The following is a 20,107-nucleotide window of genomic DNA, read 5'->3' as shown; positions in this document are numbered from 1 at the left end:
TGAAAGTTTAAATGTTAGCGGGTAAAAAATGAAATTAGGCAGTTTAAAAAATATAATTTCTAAATTTTCTAAGGCCAATATTTTAGTAGTAGGGGATTTGATTCTTGACCAATATATCTATGGCGGCGTCGACAGGGTTTCTCCGGAAGCACCTGTGCCGGTTGTATGGGCAAGAGAAAGAAAATACTCACCCGGCGGAGCCGCTAATGTTGCAAACAACATCTGCGCGCTGGGGGGTAAGGTTAGCTTATGCGGAGTTATAGGCGACAGGAGCCCTGAGATTTCAAAAAGGCTTTTAAATGAACTTAAGGACCGCAGGATTGATGCGTCAGGGGTAATGTTAGAAAACGGTAGAGAAACGACCCTTAAAACCAGGATTATCGCCGGGCATCAGCAGGTAGTCAGGGTTGATTGGGAGCACGTGCATAATATCAAAAGAGAAACCGACAATAAGCTGCGTAGTTACATATCAGGTAATTTAAAGGATTTTGATGCAGTCATAGTTGAAGACTATGGGAAGGGCCTCCTTGATAGAAATTTGATTGAAACTATTATCAAAGAAGCCAATAGGTTAGAAAAAATAATAACTATTGATCCCAAGGAGGATAATTTCGATTGTTATTTTAAAGCTACATGTATTACCCCTAACCGTAAAGAAACCGAGAATGCCGTTAGATACCTAAAAATGAAGGACGCCCACAATAAGTTTAAAATTTATAAAGAAGAATTGCTCACCCATAATGATATTATTAAGGCCGGCGAAGCAATCCTGGGGCATTTAGAGTTAGAAAGCCTCTTGATTACGCTTGGCGAGAACGGGATGTGGCTTTTTGAAAAAGGGAAAAATCAACATATTCCGACGGTGGCTCAGGAGGTTTTTGATGTTTCAGGAGCAGGCGATACCGTAATAGCAACATTTACCGTGGCGCTTGCTTGCGGCGCAAGCAAGCTTGAAGCAGCGCATATCGCCAATTTTGCCGCCGGTATTGTCGTGGGCAAATTAGGCACGGCGGTTGCCTCCAGAAAAGAGCTATCAGAGAGGATAAGATAGATGGATATTATCGGTATAATCCCGGCGAGGTATTCTTCTACCAGGTTTGAAGGCAAGGTCCTGGCGGATATATCGGGAAAACCTATGATCCAGCACGTCTGGGAACGGGCGAAACAATCCCTGCTTTTAGAGGATTTAATCATTGCCTGCGACGACGAACGCGTTGCCGATGCAGCCAGAGAATTCGGCGCTAAGGTCGCCTTTACGGCAAAAGGCCATGTATCGGGAACGGACAGGATCATCGAGGTGATAAACCCCATAGAGGTGAAGATAGTAATCAATATTCAGGGCGATGAGCCTTTGATACATCCTACGATGATTGATACCCTGGCGCAGTCGCTCCTCGATGACCGTAAAATTTCCATGGCTACCATTATGAAAAAAATAGAAAACCCCCAGGAGTTGAACGACCCCCATGTGGTCAAGGTGGTGGTGGACAAAAATAATTTTGCCCTATACTTTTCGAGGTCAGTCATTCCCTATCTTGCCCAAGGTTCCGAAGCGGCTTCGCCCGTATATTACAAGCACATCGGTTTATATGGCTACACCAAAGATTTTCTTTTTACCTATAAAAATCTGCCGGTCTCTAACCTGGAAAAAATAGAGCGGCTGGAACAATTGCGGGTCCTGGAGGAGGGCTTTCGCATCAAAGTCATTGAGACAAAATACGAGACTATCGGCGTAGATACGCCGCAGGATTTAGAAAAAGTCAGAGAATACCTGCAGAGGGAAAAAATATAATGCGCCAGATTAACGTAAAAAATATCCGCATAGGTGATAAAAACCCGTTAGTTTTGATTGCCGGGCCTTGCGTAATTGAGTCAGAAACACTCTGCCTGGATACTGCCAAGAGGATAAAGGATATTACTGAAAAATTAAGCATACCTTTTATCTTTAAATCCAGTTTTGATAAAGCTAACCGTTTGTCAATAGAATCTTACCGCGGCCCGGGAATAAAGAAGGGCCTGGATACCCTGAATAAAGTGAAGCAAAAATTACGCATCCCCGTATTAAGCGATATCCATTGTCGCAAGGACATCGTTGAAGCAGCCAAGGTTTTGGATATAATACAGATCCCGGCATTCTTATGCCGCCAGACGGATATTGTGGTGGCAACAGCCAGGACAGGCAAAGCCGTAAATATCAAGAAAGGCCAATTCCTGGCGCCCTGGGATATTCTGCCCATCATCAAAAAAATAGAATCTACGGGGAATAAAAATATCCTGATTACCGAGCGGGGCGTGTGTTTTGGTTATAATAATTTAGTCTCGGATTTCAGGAGCCTAAGTATTATACGCCAGATGGGTTATCCGGTTATTTATGATGCCACGCATAGCGTGCAGCTTCCCGGGGGTAAGGGTAGATGCTCCGGCGGACAACGGGAATTTGTGGCCGGGCTTTCGCGCGCTGCGGTTGGTTTTGGCTGTGACGGTTTGTTTTTAGAAGTACACCCGAAGCCGGATAATGCTCCCTGCGACGGGCCGAATATGATTAGTCTAAAGGATTTAGAAAAACTCTTACGGCAAATCAAGAAAATAAGTGAAGCCATAACTTATGGAGTACGAAGTACGACATAAGTTATATGGCTGAACTTATCCGCCTACGGCGGATTAAGAGGAAGCCCTATGAATATTATCAAACGCGCCAGGCAGGTTTTAGATATCGAGGCCGGGGCAGTAAGCGATTTAAAAAAGAATATTAATACGGATTTTAAAAAGGCAGTCCAATTTATTTTACGCTCCAAAGGCAGGGTGGTAGTTACCGGAATGGGTAAGGCCGGTATTATCGGCCAAAAATTATCCGCTACCCTCTCTTCGACCGGGACCCCGAGTTTATTTCTGCATTCTGCGGAAGCCATACACGGGGACCTGGGCCGGGTTGCCGAAGAAGATGTAGTGATTATTTTATCTAACAGCGGAGAGACAGAGGAGATTAAGAAATTACTGCCTTTATTAAAGAAGATAGGCACGCAGATAATCGCCATTACCGGCAATACCAAATCCCTGCTTGGCCGTTATGCGGATGCAGTCTTAAATACCGCTGTAAAAAAAGAGGCCTGTCCCTTAGGCCTTGCGCCTACAACTTCTACGACGGCGATGCTGGCCATGGCCGATGCCCTGGCAGTCTGTCTTCTGGATTTAAAAGGTTTTAAAGAAAAAGATTTTGCCTTTTATCACCCGGGGGGCTTATTGGGCAGAAAGCTGCTCTTAAAAGTAGAGGATATTATGCGTAAGGGCGATGCCAATCCCATAGTCAGGGAAGAGATGAAAATTTCAGAGGTTCTATTCAGGATCACTAGGGCACGCGCAGGCAGCGCCTCGGTGATAAATAAAAATAAGCAGCTCACCGGTATCTTTACTGACGGAGACTTACGCCGCCATCTGGAAAAAGACCTGAGTTTAGCTAAACGCCAGGTGAAGGATGCAATGACTAAAAATCCGATTGCGGTTTCCCCGCAGATGCTGGCAATAGAGGCCAGCCGCATATTACAGGAGAAAAAGATAGATGAGCTGCCGGTCGTAGATAAAAATAAACGTCCAGTAGGTTTATTGGATATACAGGACCTTTTAAAAGCCGGCTTAGTTTAGCACCAGGTGCAAATCCAATCGGGCACCTGGTGCAAATTTGAGATTGTACCTGTCCCCTGAGGCGGCGTGTGTACCGTTAGCAAGAGAAAGAAGGGACAGGTACAAGATTAGTTTCGCACCTGGTACGAGATTGGCTCGGCACCTGGTGCAATTATACAATTATAGAGTATGGATATTAAAGAAGAATTAATCGAGAAGGCTAAAAGGGTCAGGTTATTGATGCTGGACGTAGACGGGGTGTTGACTGACGGCAGGATTATCTACGATTCGCACGGCCGGGATATGAAATTCTTTGATTGCCATGACGGCCTGGGGGTGTATTTATTGAAAAAATCAGGTATCCCGACTATCCTGATTACTGCCAAGGGTTCGCGTGCCATCGCCCCGCGCGCCCGCGATATGCGCGTTGAGGCGGTCTTTGAAAATATTTCTCCCAAGACAAAAGCCCTGGATAAAATCCTAAAGAAATATAAGGTAGATATTAGCGAAATATGTTTTGCCGGAGATGACCTGGTAGATTTAGGCCTGATGAAAAAGGTGGGTTTTCCTATCGCTGTATTTAATGCCGCGCCGGAAATAAAACAGGCAGCTGCTTATATTACCCTCAAGCAAGGCGGCCGCGGCGCAGTACGGGAAATAGCAGAACTCATCCTGAAGGCGCAGGGTAAGTGGGAAGAGATGGTAGGCCTTTATGATTTGTAGAAATTAAAAATGGCAGAGTCACAAGTCAGGTGTCATAAATCAGGTATTCTTAAGATTATTTTATTTTTCTTTTTTATCTTTACTTACAGCTTACAGCTTACAGCTTACAGCTTAGTTGCCCAGGAAGAAAATGCTCCGGGCTCTGACCAGCAGATTAATGAGTTTTCCCTGGCCAGCTTTGGCGAAAAAGGCAAGCGCAGCTGGGACCTTTCGGGAAAATCCGCGGATATATTTGACAACATAGTAAAACTCAAGAGCGTAGTCGGTAACCTTTACGGCGAAAAAGAGGATATCAGGCTTACCGCTGACAAGGGCGATTTTGATAAGGCAGACGGCAAGGTGCATCTGGAAGAGAATGTCATCATCACTACTTCTACCGGCGCAAAACTGACTACGGATTCTCTGGATTGGGACAGGAAAAACCGCCTGGTGAGTACCAAGGATATGGTGAGCATAGAAAGGGGCAATATGGTGACCACTGCCAGCGGCGCAAGCGGCGAACCGGACTTAAAAAAGGTGAGCCTGGAAAAAGATGTTACGGTAAATATCAATCCCAGCGTTGACGCTAAGGCCCAGGAGCCGGCCGGGCAAAAAAAGATTGTCATTACCTGCGATGGCCCCCTGGAGATAGATTACGGGAAGAATATCGCTACCTTCAGCAATAATGTAAAGGTAGATACCCAGGATGCCCTGATTGAGAGCGATAAGATGGATGTTTATTTCGGCGGCACAGACGCTGGCAAAGATATCTCCGCAGGCCAGGCAGGCATGGCCGCTATGGGCAGCAAGATAGACAAGATTGTGGCGCGCGGCAACGTAAAGATCAGCCAGGGCGAAAACATTTCCTACAGCGACGAAGCGACTTACACCGCGTTAGACAGGAAGATTACTCTTTCAGGCAAACCGAGATTAGTTATTTATTCCGCGGAGGGTATGAATGCATCTCTTGGAAATTAAAGGCCTGACTAAATCTTACGACGCCAGGCAGGTGGTTAAGGGCGTAGATTTAAATGTCAAGCGCGGGGAGATAGTGGGGCTTTTAGGGCCTAACGGCGCAGGCAAGACCACTACCTTTTATATGGTGGTAGGCGTTATTTCTCCCAATAGCGGCTCTATCGTATTTGATAATTACAATATCACCAATTTACCTATCCATGAGCGCGCGCGTTTCGGCATAGGTTATCTTTCTCAGGAGCCGTCAATTTTCAGGAAGCTTACCGTGGAAGAAAATATTATGGCCATCTTAGAGACCTTGCCTATCAGTAAGACAGAGAGAAGGCATCGGTTGGCCGGCTTGCTTGAAGAATTAAACATCGCGCATCTGGCTAAGAACAGGGCTTACACCTTATCCGGCGGAGAACGAAGGCGCCTGGAGATTACCCGGGCTTTGGTGACTAACCCCTCTTTTATCCTTTTGGATGAGCCGTTTTCCGGGATAGACCCTATCGTCGTGAATGAGGCGCAGGAGATAATTAAAGAACTTAAGGAAAAGGGCCTGGGAATTTTACTCACCGACCATAACGTCAGAGAGACCCTTTCTATTACTGACAGGGCGTATTTGATCGCCGAAGGCAGGATCCTTATTTCCGGGACTGCCGAGGAACTGATTAATAACCCCCAGGCGCGCGAAATTTATTTAGGCGAGAAGTTTAGGATGTAGCAGCTAATGTTTGAATGTTTGAATGTTAAAATGTTTTGAATGTTTGAATGTTGAGGGATAAATGAAAATTGAAGTTAAGAAATTAGACGGCAACAAAAGAGAAGTCAGCGTTGAGATAAGCGGCGATATCGTCAAGAATAAATTTGAGGATGTCTTTAAGAAGATCGCCAAGGAAGCAAAGGTCCCGGGTTTTCGGCCCGGTAATGCCCCCCGCGATATCTTAGAAAAACATTATTCTTCCCATGCCCATGAGCAGGTGCTCAAAGAACTGATTCCCGAGCTATACAATCAGGCCATAGAAAAGGAAGGGCTGGATATAGTGGAATTGCCGAATATATTTGATGTGAAGTTAGAGAGGGATAATCTTTCTTTTAAGGCCCACGTGGAGATAAGCCCACAGGTCAGCGCAAAAAATTATAAAGGCATCAGGGTAAATTATAAAAAAATAGAAGTTACCCCTGATGAGCTAAAGCGCAGCCTTGATTCCTTAAAAGAATCAAGGAAAGTAGAGGTTATTGACGATAATTTCGCCAAGGGATTAGGCTATCCTAACCTTCTGGAATTAGAAAAGGCGTTTGAGAGGCAAATTTATCTTCAGAAAGAAAGCCTGCAGAGGCAGAAGATAGAGAATGAAATTGTAGAAGCTATAACCAAAGGCCTGGATTTTAAGTTACCCTCTTCCATGGTTACGCGGCAGTTAGATGATTTAGTCCGGCAGACAAAATTAGACCTGGCATTAAAAGGTATCCCCCGCGATAAGATAGACGGGCAAGATAAGGTTATGCGGCAGGAGCTAGAACCGCAAGCAAAGAGGCAGGTAAAGGTTTATCTGGTTTTATCCGCTATCGCCAAAAAGGAAAATATCGCGCAGGATGACCATATGCCAGCTCATGTGATAGAATTTTTATTGAAAGAAGCGAATTGGCAAGAAGGAGGTAATTGATGAGCGTTAAAATGCAGACATTGGTACCGATGGTGATTGAACAATCGCCCAAAGGCTACGAGCGGGCCTATGATATCTATTCGCGTTTACTTAAAGACCGCATTATTTTTATCGGCACGGGCATTGATGACAACGTAGCTAATCTTATCATTGCCCAGATGCTCTTTTTACAGATGGAGGATTCTAATAAGGACATCAACGTCTATATTAATTCACCCGGAGGTTCGGTAACCGCGGGGTTAGCAATATATGATACTATACAGTTTGTCAAACCCGATGTCGCCACTTATTGCGTAGGCCAGGCCACAAGTATGGGGGCAATTCTCTTATGCGCCGGCACTAAGGGCAAACGTTTTGCCCTGCCGAATTCAAGGATTATGATTCATCAACCCTGGGGCGGGATTCAGGGAGTAGCAGAGGATATCTCCCGGCATGCCAAGGAAATCTTGAAATTACGCGACCAGCTCAATGAGATTTTATCCGTGAATACAAAGCAGCCGTTGGAAAAAATCCAGAAGGATACTGACCGCGATTACTTTATGTCTGCCGAAGAAGCAAAGGCCTACGGTTTGGTAGATGAAGTGATCGTAACCAAGAAAAAATAAAGTTTTTAGAGTTTGTTGAGTTTATAGGGTCTTTTGAGTTTTGCAGTTGGTCTAGCAAACTCAAGTAACTCAATAACTCAAGTAACTCAATAACGAAAGGAACTCTTATGAGGAAGAATTATTTATTAACTCCCGGGCCGACGCCTTTACCGCCGCAAGTCTGCCAGGCGATGGCGCAACCCATCATCCATCACCGCACGCCCCAATTCCAGGCGATATTGAAGGAAGCGACAGAAGGTTTAAAATACGTCTATCAGACTAAAGGCGATGTCTTTATCTTAGCTTCTTCCGGCACCGGCGCTATGGAGGCAGCAATAATAAATTTGCTTTCTCCCGGCGACAGCGCAATTACCGTAGAGGGGGGAAAGTTTGGCGAGCGCTGGACAGAGATCTGCCGGGCATACGGAATAAATTGCGATGTTATTAAAGTGGAATGGGGCAAGGCAGTTACGCCTGACGAAATTGATAAGAGGCTTAAAGCCAACCCTAAGATTAAGGCAGTATTTACCACCCTTTGTGAAACTTCTACCGGCGTAGCTACTGATATTGCCGCAATCGGGGAGGTAGTAAAAGATACAGAAGCGGTATTAGTCATAGATGCTATCAGTGGCTTAGGGGCCATTGATTTACAGACTGATAGCTGGTTTTGCGATGTGGTAGTTTCCGGCTCGCAGAAAGGCCTGATGTTACCGCCGGGCTTAGGTTTTATTTCTGTAAGCCCTAAGGCCTGGAAATTAATAGAGGCCTCAAAAAGCCCGAAATATTATTTTGATTTAAAGGAAGCAAAAAAGGCGCTCGATAAAACCGATACCCCTTTTACGCCGGCCATAACTTTAATTATCGCTCTCTGCGAATCCTTAAAAATGCTCAAAGAAGACGGCCTAGAAAAGGTATTCAGCCGTCATAAAAAAATGGCAGATGCTACGCGCTCGGCGATGAAAGCCTTAGGGTTAGAATTATTCGCACCCTTAGCAGCTTCCGATGTCGTGACCGCAGTCAAGGCCCCGCAGGGCATAGATGGCGAAAAGATGGTTAAGGCCATGCGCGATACCTATGGCGTAACTATCGCCGGAGGCCAGGCAGAACTAAAAGGCAAGGTCTTTAGAATCGCGCATATGGGTTTTATCGAGGAGTCTGATATTATTGCCGGCATCGCCTGTTTAGAAAAAGTATTGCACCAGATGGGATATAAATTTGCGTTAGGTTCAGGCGTCAAAGCCGCAGAAGAGATATTTCTCAAATAATTTTTCTGGGAGGCTTTTAATGATGAAAATATTAGTCAGCGACCCTTTATCCGAAGAAGGCTTAAAAATCCTTAAAGACGTCAAGGATTTTCAGGTTGATGTTAAGACTGAACTTAAGCCTGAAAACTTAAAGGAAGAAATCAGGCATTACGATGCCTTAATTGTCCGTAGCGCCACCAAAGTGACTAAAGAGATAATTGACGCCGCCGCGAAATTAAAAGTCATCGGCCGGGCAGGCGTAGGGTTAGATAACGTAGACTTGGAAGCAGCCACGCAAAAAGGCATTATTGTCATGAATACCCCCGGCGGTAACACTATTTCCACCGCCGAACACACTATAAGCATGATTTTATCGCTCTCCAGGAATATCCCCCAGGCTAATGCCTCTACTAAAAAAGGCGAATGGAAGCGCTCTAAATTTATGGGCGTTGAACTCTACGGTAAAACATTAGGCATAGTAGGTTTAGGGAGAATCGGCAAGGAAGTGGCTAGACGCGCCCTTTCTTTCGGGATGAGGATTTTAGCTTATGATCCGTTTTTATCGTGCGAGGCTGCGGAGAGTTTAGGCATTGAAGTGGCGGAATTAAAGGATTTACTTAAGCAGGCGGATTATATTACCGTGCATACGCCTTTGACCGAAGAAACAAAACATTTATTCTCTACTAAAGAATTCGGTTTAATGAAGGAAGGCGTGCGTATAGTTAATTGCGCGCGCGGCGGCATAATTGATGAAGCGGCTTTAGCAGTTGCCATCAAAGAAGGCAAGGTTGCGGGTGCCGCTTTGGATGTCTTTGAAAAAGAGCCGATACCTGCGGATAGCGAATTAATCAAATTGGATAATCTTATAGCTACCCCGCATTTAGGCGCTTCTACCGAGGAGGCGCAGGTCAATGTGGCTATTGAAGTAGCTGAGATCGTGCGCGATGCGCTCCTGGGGCACGGCATACGTAATGCCGCAAATTATCCCTGTTTAGAAGCAGAGGTATGCAAAATTTTAGAGCCGTATATAAACCTTTGCGATAAAATAGGTGTTTTCTCCGGGCAATTAGCAGAAGGAAGATTCCAGGAGTTAAATATCGGTTATGCCGGGGAAATAATCCAGCATGATTTGAGCCCCTTGACCATGGCTTTGGTAAAAGGGGTGCTCTCGCCCATTTTAAAAGAGACGGTGAATTTTATCAATGCCACGGCCTTAGCCAAAGAAAGAGGCATTAGAATTAAAGAGTCAAAATCCTCCAAAGAAGAGGAGTTCGTCAACCTCATCCGGCTGGAAATAAAGACTGACAAAGAAACGAGAGTGGTCTATGGCACGCTCTCAGTGAATAAGAAGCCGCGCATTGTCAAGATCGACGAATATTATGTGGAGATTTCTCCGTTAGGGGAAATGGTCGTCATACAAAACCAGGACAAACCGGGTATCATCGGTAATTTGGGCACGCTCTTTGGTAAACATAAGATCAATATCGCCTCCATGACCTTCGGCCGTCAGGCGCCCGCGGGAAAGGCGATTACCGTATTAAACGTGGATAGCCCGGTATCGGCTGAAGTCCTGGAGAAAATAAAAAAGACGGAGAATATTTTAGGGGTAAAGGTAATAAAGATATAAAGGAAAAATATGAAGAGATTGGAGTTATTGGTTGTTGGTTATTGGTTGTTGGCCAATATATTTAATTTTGCTTATGCCAAAGAAATCACTCTCCTTTATACCGGCGAGACGCATTCTATGCTTTATCCCTGCAACTGTCCTAAAGAGCCTGACGGGGGCATTGCCCGCAGGGCCGCATTGATTAAAAAGTTAAGAAAAGATAACCCTAATACCCTGCTTTTGGATTCAGGCGGATTTATTGCCGGCGGCCTCATGGATGAATATACCCAGAATGTGCCGCTGGATATGCAGCGGGCATTGGTGAACCTAAAAAGCATGGAGATGATGAAATACGATGCCTTAGCGGTGGGGGATGATGAGTTTAATTTCGGCCGGGAGTTTTTAGAAGAAAGCGCCGGCAGGGACAAGTTACCTTTAGTCTCCTGTAATATCTCTACCTCTACTACTTCCGGAGCAAAAGAAACACTATTCAGGCCTTATCTGATCAAAGAGTTCGCCGGCGTAAAAGTCGGGATAATCGGGGTAACCGGCCTTACTGCCAGGCAGAAGGCAGGAGGGTTAGATTTTACGGAGCCCAAAGCGGCGGTGAAAGAGGCAGTAGCGGATTTGCAGAAAAATAACGCGGATATTATTATACTCTTAAGCCACCAGGGCGAGGCCGAAGATTTAAATTTGCTCAAGGATACTATCGGCATAGATATACTTATTGTGGGCCATAACCGCGCCAAAGAAGAGCCTTCCACTAAAATAGGCCGCACTTTACTCCTGAGGCCTTCCTGGCAGGGCCGCAGGCTGGGAAAATTAACGCTTACGCTTAAGGAAAACAAAATTACGGGCCATAAAGTAGAAGAGCTGCGCCTTTCAGACAAGATAAGCGATGACCCGCAGATACTTTCTATCCTGCCCCATTGTTTTTCGGATAATAATTGCAGGCAGGCTTCCCGCATAGGCATATGCCAGGCCGCCGGGACGCTTAAGTCTTACTGTCAGTTCTCCGAGGTATCAAAGATTCCCCTTTCGGTGATTATACCTAAGCAATGCAGGGTATGCGATACTGAGGGGGTAATTAAAAATTTAAAGGCCTTATTCCCGGGGCTGTCTGTTTCTTATTTGTATTATCCCGGCGCCAAAGCTGCCAAACTGATTAAAGATTTTGGAATTAATTCTTTGCCGGTTTATCTTTTGGGTAAAGAGGTAAGACAGGAAAAAGGTTTTGATAATTTGAGAGAAAATCTGGAAATGAAAAGCGATTTTTATCTGCTCAAGCCCCACTTCGGCGGCGTCTCCTATTTTTTAAAGAGGGAAAAGTTAAAAGGTAAATTAGACTTCTTTTTAAGTTTGTATGATAAAGATGCCCCCCAGCTATTAGCGGTAGTAAAAGATTTTAGCCCGGCAATACATTTTCTGGTGGTGGAGCAGAAAGATAATTTTGATGCCTCCAAAGGAGCCCCTGAAGTTGAGGAGGCCTTGCGTAGCGTATGCGTGCAAAAATATTACCCTCAAGGGTTTTGGGATTATATCAGTTGCCGTTCTAAGAATCCTAGCAGCTCCTGGTGGCAGGATTGCCTGGAGAACAGCGCGGATACGCAGAAAATAAAGAGTTGCGCTCAAGGGCCGGAAGGTAAAACGCTCCTAAAAGAAAATATCCGCCTGAATCAGGAATTAGGGATTATGTTCGGGCCGACTTATCTTTTGGATAACCAGGAGGTATTCGGCTCTAAGACAGTGCCTAAAAAAGAAGATTTCCAGAAGCTTATTGGTAAAAGTAAAAAATAAAGCGAGGTAAAAGATGGCTAAACCCAAAATTTATATTATTGACGTCACCAATCGCGACGGGGTGCAGACCTCCCGTATCTGCCTTTCGAAGTTAGAAAAAACAATGATTAATCTTTATCTTAGTGATATGGGCGTATTCCAGTCGGAGTTTGGCTTTCCGGTTACCCGCCATGAAACAAATTATTTAAACGCTAATTTAGAATTGGCTAAGAAGGGGATACTTTCTCCTATTAGATTAGGGGGGTGGCTTAGGGCGACCAAAGATGATGCCAAGGCCGCTTTTAAACTTGTGCCGGGGTTAAAGCATCTGAACCTATCTATTTCTACTTCTGATCAGATGATTACCCATAAATTTAAAGGAAAACTTGACCATGCCTCGGTAATAAAAGAGATGGCTGAGGCAGTAAAAGAAGCGCGTAAGTCAGGGGCGGAATCCATAGGCGTGAATGCCGAGGATGCCTCGCGCAGCCGTATGGATTATCTAATTGAGTTTGCCCGGGCGGCAAAAGAGAGCGGGGTGGATAGGATCCGTTACTGCGATACGTTAGGATGCGATACGCCCTTTACGATTTATGAACGCATAAAACTTTTGGCAGAAGAAGCAAGGGTTCCTGTAGAAATCCACTGCCATAATGATTTAGGGTTGGTTGTGGCGAATTCCCTTGCCGGGGCAAAAGCAGCCCTTGACTGCGGCCTGGATGCCTACATTAATACCTGCGTTAACGGTATGGGCGAACGGGCAGGGAATGCGGATTTAGTTTCCGTAATCTTAGCCATAAAATACGGCAGCGGCATGCAGGATTATGCCTTAGATGAAAAGATAGATTTGAAGATGGCCTGGAAGATTTGTAAATACGCCTCTTATGCCTTTGGCGTGCCTATACCCATAAACCAGCCCGGCGTAGGCAGTAATGCCTTTGCCCATGAATCAGGTATCCATGCCGACGGCGCCCTCAAAGACAGGCGTAATTACGAATTGTATGATTTTGAGGAATTAGGCAGAGGCGAACCTGAGATCGTCGAAACCGGCCGTAAGATTACCGCCGGAGAATATTCCGGCATAAAGGGTTTTCGCAATGTCTATGAAAAGCTGGAAGTAGTTTTTCGCGATGACCAGGAGGCAACGCAGGTCCTGGAACTGGTGCGTTATGCCAATGTGCATAACCAGAAACCGCTTGTGGATGATGAATTAAAATTTATTGCCCAGTATCCGGAGATTGCGCGTAAAATATTCACCATGAGCCCGTAATTTCAGTTTATTGAGTTTATAGAGTTTCTAGAGTTATTGAGTTTAACTCGATAACTCAATGAACTCAATGAACTCAATGAACTCAATAACGATGAATATCGTAATTGTCGGCACACAATGGGGAGATGAAGGTAAGGGTAAGATTATAGATATCTTGTCCCAACAAGTAGACTATATCGTGCGTTATCAGGGCGGCAGTAACGCCGGGCACACGGTAGTCGTTGACGGTGGAATCTTTATTTTTCATCTCATCCCTTCGGGTATATTGCATAAGGATAAAATTTGCTGCATAGGTAACGGCGTAGTTATTGACCCCGAGGCCTTGATAAAAGAAATAAAAGATTTATCAGCCTCCGGTATCAATATCGATAAACGCCTGAAGATTTCTTCGCTTGCCCATCTCATACTGCCCTACCATAGGATCTTAGACCAGTTACGCGAGAAAAAAAGAACGCATAAAATAGGCACTACCGGCAGGGGTATAGGGCCTTGCTATGCCGATAAGATTAACCGCTGCGGCATCAGGATTATCGATCTTTTAAACCCTAAGGCCTTTAAGGAGAAGTTAAAGGATAACTTAAAGGAGAAAAATGAGATTTTTAAAAAGGTTTACCAACATACGGGGTTTAATCTTGATTCAATCTACAAAGATTATTTAGGTTACGGGAAATTCCTCGTTCCTTACATATGCGATTGCGCCTCTTTATTGAATAAGGCAACGCAGGATAAAAAAGATATTCTTTTTGAAGGCGCGCAAGGAACGTTCCTGGACATAGATTTTGGCACTTATCCTTTTGTCACTTCTTCTTCGGCTACTGCCGGCGGCGCCTGTATCGGCACGGGCGTATCTCCCGTAAAAATAGACAGGATAGTGGGAGTAGCTAAGGCTTATACTACCCGGGTCGGAGAAGGCCCTTTCCCGACGGAATTTACGCCGGGCTTTGGAAAGTTTATGCGCAAAAAAGGCAATGAATTCGGCGCCACTACCGGCCGGCCGCGCAGATGCGGCTGGTTTGACAGCGTAATGGTAAAACAGGCGATCCTGCTTAATGGCATCTCGGAGCTGGCGATTATGAAGCTGGATATATTAGACGGCCTTAAGAATATAAAGATATGCGTGGCCTATAAATATAAAGGTAAGAAATTCTGCGAGTTTCCCGCGGATTTAGAGGTGTTGGCCAAGGCCCAACCTGTATATGAAGAGATGCCCGGCTGGGAGAGCCCAAGCGGTAAGATAAGGCACTATAAGGCATTATCTGTTCACGCCAGGGATTATATAGCGCGGCTTCAGGATATACTCAAAACGAAGATTTCCATGGTTTCCATAGGTTCATCCCGCGAAGAGACCATTTTTATTTAGAAGGCGCCCTGCAAAACATCTTGACTAAACTTATTGACTATGTTATAGTTAAATTCCATCCTAAAAAACGGTAAAAGCAAATTAAGAGAGCCGATTAACCTAAGGAGGTAGATAATGAAGACAAAATTGTTAAAGGCCTTATTGATGGTATTCTTGAGCGTGGCCTTGGCTGGCTGCACTTTTATTTTTCAGTCAGGCAGGCGTTCGGACATGCAGAGGATTGAGGAATTATCCCGCCAGCTGGATGAATTAACTACCGCTAAGAACCGGCTGGAAGACATACTCAGTACGGAAATCGGGGATAAGCAGGTGGACTTAAAGATGATGAAAAAGGGCCTGGTGATTACGGTAGTAGGAGATGTTTTATTTGATTCAGGAAAGGCCAAGGTCAGGAATGAGGCCTATACTATATTGGATAAAGTCGCCACGGTCCTGAATGAAAATGTCCCCGAACTGAACGTGGGGATAGAAGGCCATACCGATAACCAGCCCATCAGATTTTCAAGCTGGAAATCAAACTGGGAATTATCTACTGCCCGCGCGTTAAGCGTCCTGCATTATCTGGTTGAAGAAAAAGGCGTTGTCCCCGAGCGGATCTCGGCAATGGGTTATGGCGAATACCGGCCGGTTGCCTCTAATGATACCAGAGAAGGCCGTCAGGCAAACCGCAGGGTAGAAATCGTAATCCTGCCTCAGTTGACCAAAGCCAAAGAAGCCGAGGTTATTAGAGAGGATAAGGGCCAGGTAAAAGACATGGGGCTCTTAGAAACAAAAGAGAACCTTAAATAGGCTTTATATTTTTCTTCAAACAGATTTTAAGGAGCATTAGGTAATGGAGGAGAATTTAAAGAATAGATCGATTTTGATCCTGGTGATATTGGCGGTAATATTTTTTATGGGGACTATCCGTTCCTGCGGCACAACCGGAAAATTAAAATTGGCTTTAATTGAGCTGGATAAAGAGAAGGCGGCAAGTTGGGACACGGAGCAGAAGACCGGTGAGTTGAAAAAAGAACTAACGGAGACCAAGGCCGCGCATGAGGCTGTCAAGAACGAATTGCTTAAGGAACGGTTAGCTAACCAGGGTTTAAAAGAGGAATTAGAAAAAGTAACCAAACTGAAAGATAGGCTCGAAGAAGATTTAAAAGAAGCACTGGTAACCGGCAAATCAACCAAGACTAAAAAATGAAATAAGCGGGATAATAAAAAGAGCGGGCTTTTCTTCGCCGGGGGATAGCTATCCCCTTTTTTATTAAGTGAGCACATCCGCCGTAGGCGGATAAGTGCGAACTTATCCCGAGTCAATATCGAATACTTATCGGTAACGAGGGATCCCTCGGGTTAAAAGGAGGCGCATATGGCAAAGTTACGCAAGGTAAATAAGGCAAAAAAGAAATTAATAAAAAATAGAAAGCCGGTAAGAGCCAAAAGGCCAACCATACGGCTCAGGTTAAAGAAAATTCCTGCGCAAGGGAAAAAAGAGATTATTGGCCAGCAGGAAACAGCAATAGAACAGACAAAATTTTCTGCTGCGCAGCAAGCCCCCGAGGCCAAGCGCGCAGTACCGCAAGACCTGCCTTCTGGATACGGACAGGATAGGATGGTCCTACAGGTACGCGACCCTCGCTGGATTCATGCCTATTGGGAAGCGGGGATAGAGACTTTCAAGAGGCTTAAAGCCGAACTTAAGGATAATTTTTATAAAGCCAGGCGCGTCCTGCGCGTATACGACGTAAGCCATATCATATTCAACGGAAAAAACGCCCATTGTTTTTTTGACATCCAGATAAATGAACAGGCTAATAACTGGTATATTGATACGGCAGGCCCCGGCAGGTCCTGGTGCGTGGACCTGGGGCTATTATTGCCCGACGGCAGATTTATCACCATACTACGTTCCAACACGGTAACTACGCCTCTTGAGGGCCCATCCTGGATTACTGATGAAGAGTGGATGATCCCCGAAGATATGTTCGCGCGGCTTTACGGCATGGGTTTTGGATTGGGCAGGAGTTCTCCCGTGGGTAAAGGATGGCAAGAAAAGGTAAGAAGGCAACTTGGGGGGGTCTCTTCTTTGGCTAGCCCCATAAAAAAATCTCCTAGTAAATAAATCAGTAACTCGTAACTAGTAATTTAAAAATGCACAGAGGTTATTTGTGTTTAGTCCTGCATAGCCATCTTCCGTACGTGCGCCACCCGGAACACGAGAACTTCCTGGAGGAAGACTGGCTCTATGAGGCCATCACCGAAACTTATATCCCTTTGATTCTGGCTTTAGAAAGGCTGGAAAACGATAAGGTTGATTTTCGCCTGACTATGTCTTTGAGCCCGACTTTGATTTCCATGCTTACCGACGCCTTATTGCAAGAGAGATATTTAAGGCACATCAACAGGCTTATTGAGTTGGCGCATAAGGAGGTAGAACGCACGCGTTGGCAGCAGGAATTCCACTCTCTGGCCCAGATGTATTTAGACAACTTCTATAAAGCCCGCGCTACCTTTGAAAGATTCGGACGGAACCTGATTATTCCTTTTAAGGACCTGCAGGATAAAGGGAAGCTTGAAATTATTACTTGCGGGGCAACGCATGGTTATTTCCCGCTTATGGATATCTGCAAGGAATCAGTAAGGGCGCAGGTAAAGGTCGCTGTCAGCCATTACCAGGCTCATTTTGGCAGGAGGCCCAGAGGTATATGGCTTCCGGAGTGCGGCTATCATCCCGGCCACGACGAAATTTTTAAAGAGGCGGGGTTAAATTATTTTTTTACTGATGCCCACGCCGTATTGCACGCAACGCCTAGGCCTAAATACGGGGTATTCGCTCCTGTTTATTGCCGGGGCTCGGGTGTAGCCTGTTTTGGCAGGGACCTGGAGTCTTCTAAACAAGTCTGGTCGTCTATCGAGGGGTATCCGGGAGATTACTCTTATCGTGAGTTCTACCGTGATATTGGTTTTGACCTGGATTACGAATATATAAAGCCCTATATCCATCCTGACGGCGTCAGGATTAGCACAGGCATAAAATACTACCGTATTACCGGCAGCGATAATAAGGAACCTTATAACCCTCATTGGGCGAGGGAGAAGGCCGCAGAGCAGGCAGGTAATTTTATGTTTAACCGCGAAAAACAGGCGGAGCATCTTTATGCCTTTATGCAGAAAAAGCCCCTGATTATTTCTCCTTATGATGCCGAATTGTTCGGCCATTGGTGGTATGAAGGCCCTCTCTGGCTTGAATTTCTCATGCGCAAGATCTGCTTTGACCAGAAAAATATCCGCCTGATTACGCCCAGCGAATATTTAGCCGAGAACCCGCGTAACCAGGTAGTTTCGCCTTCTTTATCCAGCTGGGGCTGGAAGGGGTATAGCGAAATGTGGCTGCAAGGGACCAACGACTGGATATACCCTCACCTGCATAGCGCGTCTTTTAGGATGACAGAACTGGTAAAAAAGTTTCCCCATACCAATGGCATATTAAAGAGGGCGTTGAACCAGGCCTTAAGGGAGTTGCTGCTGGCCCAGAGTTCGGACTGGGCGTTTATCCTGGGCACAGGCACGCACACCAGTTACGCTATCTGCCGCACCAAAGAACACATCTTAAGATTTACGCGCCTTTACGAAGATATAAATTCAAATAGCATTGACGAAGGCTGGCTCTCTGGTATTGAATACAAGGATAATATATTCCCGGATATAGATTATCGGGTGCACCGCTAGAGTATCAAAGTGTCAAGGTATCAAAGTTTTTTCTTTGACACTCTGACACATTGATACTTTGACACAAAGTAAATGTTAGATAAAAATAATATCCCCAAACACGTCGCCATAATCATGGACGGCAACGGCCGCTGGGCAAAAGAGAAAGGCCTTCCTCGTTCAGCCGGGCACCGCGCGGGCATAAAAAGGATAGAGGAGATTGTTAAGGCAGCAGACGAATTGGGGATTAAGGTAATCACTTTTTTTACCTTCTCTGCGGAGAATTGGTCCAGGCCCCAAAAAGAAGTAAGCCTGCTGATGCGCTACCTGGATAATTTTTTAACCCGCAGGATTAATGAATTACACAGGAATAATGTCCGGCTGATGGTAATCGGCAGGGATAAGCCCGTACCTGAATATCTACAGAATAAGATTAAGAAGGCCCAGGAGAAGACCAGGGATAATACGGGCCTGACAGCCGTCCTGGCCTTAAATTACGGTTCCAGGCAGGAGATAATTGATGCAGTCAGGAAATTTACGCAGGCGGTAATGAGAGGGGATGCTAACCTAGAGGGTTTAGACGAAGAGGGCTTCAGCAATTATTTTTACACCGCAGGACTACCCGACCCTGATCTTTTAATCCGTACCAGCGGCGAGATGCGTATAAGTAATTTTTTGCTCTGGCAGCTTTCTTACGCAGAACTTTATTTCCCTAAAATCTATTGGCCTGATTTCGGCAAGCAGGAGTTGGAAAAGGCCGTCGGCGAATACCAAAAGAGGGAAAGAAGGTTCGGGAGGGTTTAAATGTTAAGTAAGAGGATAGTCAGTTCCATAGTGCTCCTTGGCCTGTTTTTCTGCGCCATATCTGTTGATTGGCTCTTCGGGCTCTTAGTGAGTGTTTTTATCATTATCGGGCTTTATGAGTTTTTCACTATGTTAGAGAAGAAAGGGATAAGCATCTATAAGTATTTTGGCATCGGGATGGGGGCAATCATTCCTCTGTCTATACTCTTACGTTTTGAACTTACCAGGAGCTGGGAGCTCTTTTTTCTTGTCTCGGCATTGATATTTTTGATAGTGATGCAGTTTCGCCGCCGCGATAATTCCGGGGTAGTTGTGGCTATCTCTACGACTATCTTCGGCATACTTTATGTTTCCTGGTTCTTGAGTTTTTTTATTAAGATCAGGTATCTTGCCGGCGGCATCGGCTTGGTCCTGACAGTAATACTGATTACAAAGTTAGGCGATATCGGCGCTTATTTTATCGGCAGCCGCTTCGGTAAGACCCCTTTAATCCCGCGGATCAGCCCCAATAAATCCGTAGAAGGGGCAGTAGGCGGATTATTTTTCAGCGTGTTAGGGGCTTTGATCAGCAATCCCTTTTTACACCTTAAAAATTTAGAGCTTATCTTCCTGGGTTTATTTTTGGGTATCCTGGGGCAGTTAGGAGACCTCTCCGAGTCCCTTATAAAGCGCGACTGCCAGATAAAAGATGCCGGTAGTATTTTACCGGGCATGGGCGGAGTTTTAGACTTTATCGACAGCCTGCTTTTTACTGTCCCGGCATTTTATTTTTTAATGAGCGTCATATTGAAATAAAAGTTGTAAGCCGTAAGCTATAAGCTGT

At 45.3% G+C, this 20,107-nt stretch carries 20 protein-coding genes; all 20 read left to right on the top strand.

The genetic code is table 11. The annotated features are described in order from the left end of the window. Window positions 1–28: 28 nt before the first annotated feature. Window positions 29–1,051, top strand: a complete 1,023-nt coding sequence (gene rfaE1 / locus PHV44_03820) for a D-glycero-beta-D-manno-heptose-7-phosphate kinase (protein MDD5592414.1) — start codon at window positions 29–31, stop codon at window positions 1,049–1,051. Beyond that, window positions 1,052–1,792 (top strand): 3-deoxy-manno-octulosonate cytidylyltransferase, encoded by a 741-nt coding sequence (gene kdsB, locus PHV44_03815; protein MDD5592413.1) that lies wholly within the window; start codon window positions 1,052–1,054, stop codon window positions 1,790–1,792. It begins immediately after the preceding gene. Next, a complete protein-coding gene (gene kdsA / locus PHV44_03810; GenBank protein MDD5592412.1) occupies window positions 1,789–2,628 on the top strand; it encodes a 3-deoxy-8-phosphooctulonate synthase in 840 nt (279 codons plus the stop codon). Before kdsB ends, kdsA begins: the two co-directional genes overlap by 4 nt. Before the next feature lie 48 nt (window positions 2,629–2,676). Next, the gene (locus tag PHV44_03805) at window positions 2,677–3,639 is read left to right on the top strand and encodes a KpsF/GutQ family sugar-phosphate isomerase (protein ID MDD5592411.1); all 963 of its coding nucleotides are present in this window, start codon (window positions 2,677–2,679) and stop codon (window positions 3,637–3,639) included. A 168-nt stretch (window positions 3,640–3,807) separates the two neighbouring features. Further along, complete coding sequence (locus tag PHV44_03800; GenBank protein MDD5592410.1) at window positions 3,808–4,341, top strand: HAD-IIIA family hydrolase; 534 nt, start codon at window positions 3,808–3,810, stop codon at window positions 4,339–4,341. A 9-nt stretch (window positions 4,342–4,350) separates the two neighbouring features. Next, the gene (lptC, locus tag PHV44_03795) at window positions 4,351–5,298 is read left to right on the top strand and encodes an LPS export ABC transporter periplasmic protein LptC (GenBank protein ID MDD5592409.1); all 948 of its coding nucleotides are present in this window, start codon (window positions 4,351–4,353) and stop codon (window positions 5,296–5,298) included. After that, on the top strand, window positions 5,279–6,001 hold the full coding sequence (gene lptB / locus PHV44_03790) for an LPS export ABC transporter ATP-binding protein (protein MDD5592408.1): 723 nt from the start codon (window positions 5,279–5,281) through the stop codon (window positions 5,999–6,001). Before lptC ends, lptB begins: the two co-directional genes overlap by 20 nt. A gap of 61 nt (window positions 6,002–6,062) precedes the next feature. Beyond that, window positions 6,063–6,944 (top strand): trigger factor, encoded by an 882-nt coding sequence (locus PHV44_03785; protein ID MDD5592407.1) that lies wholly within the window; start codon window positions 6,063–6,065, stop codon window positions 6,942–6,944. Then, window positions 6,944–7,549, top strand: a complete 606-nt coding sequence (clpP, locus tag PHV44_03780; protein ID MDD5592406.1) for an ATP-dependent Clp endopeptidase proteolytic subunit ClpP — start codon at window positions 6,944–6,946, stop codon at window positions 7,547–7,549. Before PHV44_03785 ends, clpP begins: the two co-directional genes overlap by 1 nt. 107 nt (window positions 7,550–7,656) lie before the next feature. Beyond that, window positions 7,657–8,793, top strand: a complete 1,137-nt coding sequence (locus PHV44_03775; protein MDD5592405.1) for an alanine--glyoxylate aminotransferase family protein — start codon at window positions 7,657–7,659, stop codon at window positions 8,791–8,793. A gap of 22 nt (window positions 8,794–8,815) precedes the next feature. Further along, window positions 8,816–10,399, top strand: coding sequence for a phosphoglycerate dehydrogenase (gene serA / locus PHV44_03770; GenBank protein ID MDD5592404.1), 1,584 nt, complete (start codon window positions 8,816–8,818; stop codon window positions 10,397–10,399). Between the two features lie 9 nt (window positions 10,400–10,408). Beyond that, the gene (locus PHV44_03765; GenBank protein MDD5592403.1) at window positions 10,409–12,175 is read left to right on the top strand and encodes a hypothetical protein; all 1,767 of its coding nucleotides are present in this window, start codon (window positions 10,409–10,411) and stop codon (window positions 12,173–12,175) included. Window positions 12,176–12,188: 13 nt separating this feature from the next. Then, window positions 12,189–13,424, top strand: coding sequence for a homocitrate synthase (locus PHV44_03760; GenBank protein ID MDD5592402.1), 1,236 nt, complete (start codon window positions 12,189–12,191; stop codon window positions 13,422–13,424). Between the two features lie 91 nt (window positions 13,425–13,515). After that, window positions 13,516–14,784 carry an adenylosuccinate synthase gene (locus PHV44_03755; protein MDD5592401.1) on the top strand — a complete coding sequence of 423 codons (1,269 nt, stop codon included), beginning with the start codon at window positions 13,516–13,518 and terminating at the stop codon, window positions 14,782–14,784. A gap of 114 nt (window positions 14,785–14,898) precedes the next feature. Beyond that, entirely contained in the window at window positions 14,899–15,573 is a 675-nt protein-coding gene (locus PHV44_03750; GenBank protein ID MDD5592400.1) for an OmpA family protein, read from the top strand. 43 nt (window positions 15,574–15,616) lie between these two features. Next, window positions 15,617–15,973, top strand: a complete 357-nt coding sequence (locus tag PHV44_03745) for a hypothetical protein (protein MDD5592399.1) — start codon at window positions 15,617–15,619, stop codon at window positions 15,971–15,973. 168 nt (window positions 15,974–16,141) lie between these two features. After that, entirely contained in the window at window positions 16,142–16,894 is a 753-nt protein-coding gene (locus tag PHV44_03740; GenBank protein ID MDD5592398.1) for a DUF4912 domain-containing protein, read from the top strand. 29 nt (window positions 16,895–16,923) lie between these two features. Beyond that, window positions 16,924–18,501: a DUF1957 domain-containing protein gene (locus PHV44_03735; GenBank protein MDD5592397.1), complete on the top strand. Its 1,578-nt coding sequence runs from the start codon at window positions 16,924–16,926 to the stop codon at window positions 18,499–18,501. Window positions 18,502–18,573: 72 nt separating this feature from the next. Beyond that, a complete protein-coding gene (locus tag PHV44_03730) occupies window positions 18,574–19,284 on the top strand; it encodes an isoprenyl transferase (GenBank protein MDD5592396.1) in 711 nt (236 codons plus the stop codon). Continuing rightward, window positions 19,285–20,079 (top strand): phosphatidate cytidylyltransferase, encoded by a 795-nt coding sequence (locus PHV44_03725; protein ID MDD5592395.1) that lies wholly within the window; start codon window positions 19,285–19,287, stop codon window positions 20,077–20,079. It abuts the gene before it with no gap. Window positions 20,080–20,107 lie beyond the last annotated feature (28 nt).

The organism is Candidatus Omnitrophota bacterium (assembly GCA_028717245.1).
Lineage (GTDB): Bacteria > Omnitrophota > Gorgyraeia > Gygaellales > Profunditerraquicolaceae > JAGUYA01.
The sequence above is the reverse complement of the archived record's forward strand: the minus strand, read 5'-3'. Positions and strand labels throughout refer to the sequence as shown.

Excerpts from the sequence above, each read along its gene's own strand:
- rfaE1 (MDD5592414.1), top strand. The coding sequence starts at position 29 with ATGAAATTAGGCAGTTTAAAAAATATAATTTCTAAATTTTCTAAGGCC.
- kdsB (MDD5592413.1), top strand. The coding sequence starts at position 1,052 with ATGGATATTATCGGTATAATCCCGGCGAGGTATTCTTCTACCAGGTTT.
- PHV44_03805 (MDD5592411.1), top strand. The coding sequence starts at position 2,677 with ATGAATATTATCAAACGCGCCAGGCAGGTTTTAGATATCGAGGCCGGG.
- PHV44_03800 (MDD5592410.1), top strand. The coding sequence starts at position 3,808 with ATGGATATTAAAGAAGAATTAATCGAGAAGGCTAAAAGGGTCAGGTTA.
- lptC (MDD5592409.1), top strand. The coding sequence starts at position 4,351 with ATGGCAGAGTCACAAGTCAGGTGTCATAAATCAGGTATTCTTAAGATT.
- lptB (MDD5592408.1), top strand. The coding sequence starts at position 5,279 with ATGCATCTCTTGGAAATTAAAGGCCTGACTAAATCTTACGACGCCAGG.
- PHV44_03785 (MDD5592407.1), top strand. The coding sequence starts at position 6,063 with ATGAAAATTGAAGTTAAGAAATTAGACGGCAACAAAAGAGAAGTCAGC.
- clpP (MDD5592406.1), top strand. The coding sequence starts at position 6,944 with ATGAGCGTTAAAATGCAGACATTGGTACCGATGGTGATTGAACAATCG.
- PHV44_03775 (MDD5592405.1), top strand. The coding sequence starts at position 7,657 with ATGAGGAAGAATTATTTATTAACTCCCGGGCCGACGCCTTTACCGCCG.
- serA (MDD5592404.1), top strand. The coding sequence starts at position 8,816 with ATGAAAATATTAGTCAGCGACCCTTTATCCGAAGAAGGCTTAAAAATC.
- PHV44_03765 (MDD5592403.1), top strand. The coding sequence starts at position 10,409 with ATGAAGAGATTGGAGTTATTGGTTGTTGGTTATTGGTTGTTGGCCAAT.
- PHV44_03760 (MDD5592402.1), top strand. The coding sequence starts at position 12,189 with ATGGCTAAACCCAAAATTTATATTATTGACGTCACCAATCGCGACGGG.
- PHV44_03755 (MDD5592401.1), top strand. The coding sequence starts at position 13,516 with ATGAATATCGTAATTGTCGGCACACAATGGGGAGATGAAGGTAAGGGT.
- PHV44_03750 (MDD5592400.1), top strand. The coding sequence starts at position 14,899 with ATGAAGACAAAATTGTTAAAGGCCTTATTGATGGTATTCTTGAGCGTG.
- PHV44_03745 (MDD5592399.1), top strand. The coding sequence starts at position 15,617 with ATGGAGGAGAATTTAAAGAATAGATCGATTTTGATCCTGGTGATATTG.
- PHV44_03740 (MDD5592398.1), top strand. The coding sequence starts at position 16,142 with ATGGCAAAGTTACGCAAGGTAAATAAGGCAAAAAAGAAATTAATAAAA.
- PHV44_03735 (MDD5592397.1), top strand. The coding sequence starts at position 16,924 with ATGCACAGAGGTTATTTGTGTTTAGTCCTGCATAGCCATCTTCCGTAC.
- PHV44_03730 (MDD5592396.1), top strand. The coding sequence starts at position 18,574 with ATGTTAGATAAAAATAATATCCCCAAACACGTCGCCATAATCATGGAC.
- PHV44_03725 (MDD5592395.1), top strand. The coding sequence starts at position 19,285 with ATGTTAAGTAAGAGGATAGTCAGTTCCATAGTGCTCCTTGGCCTGTTT.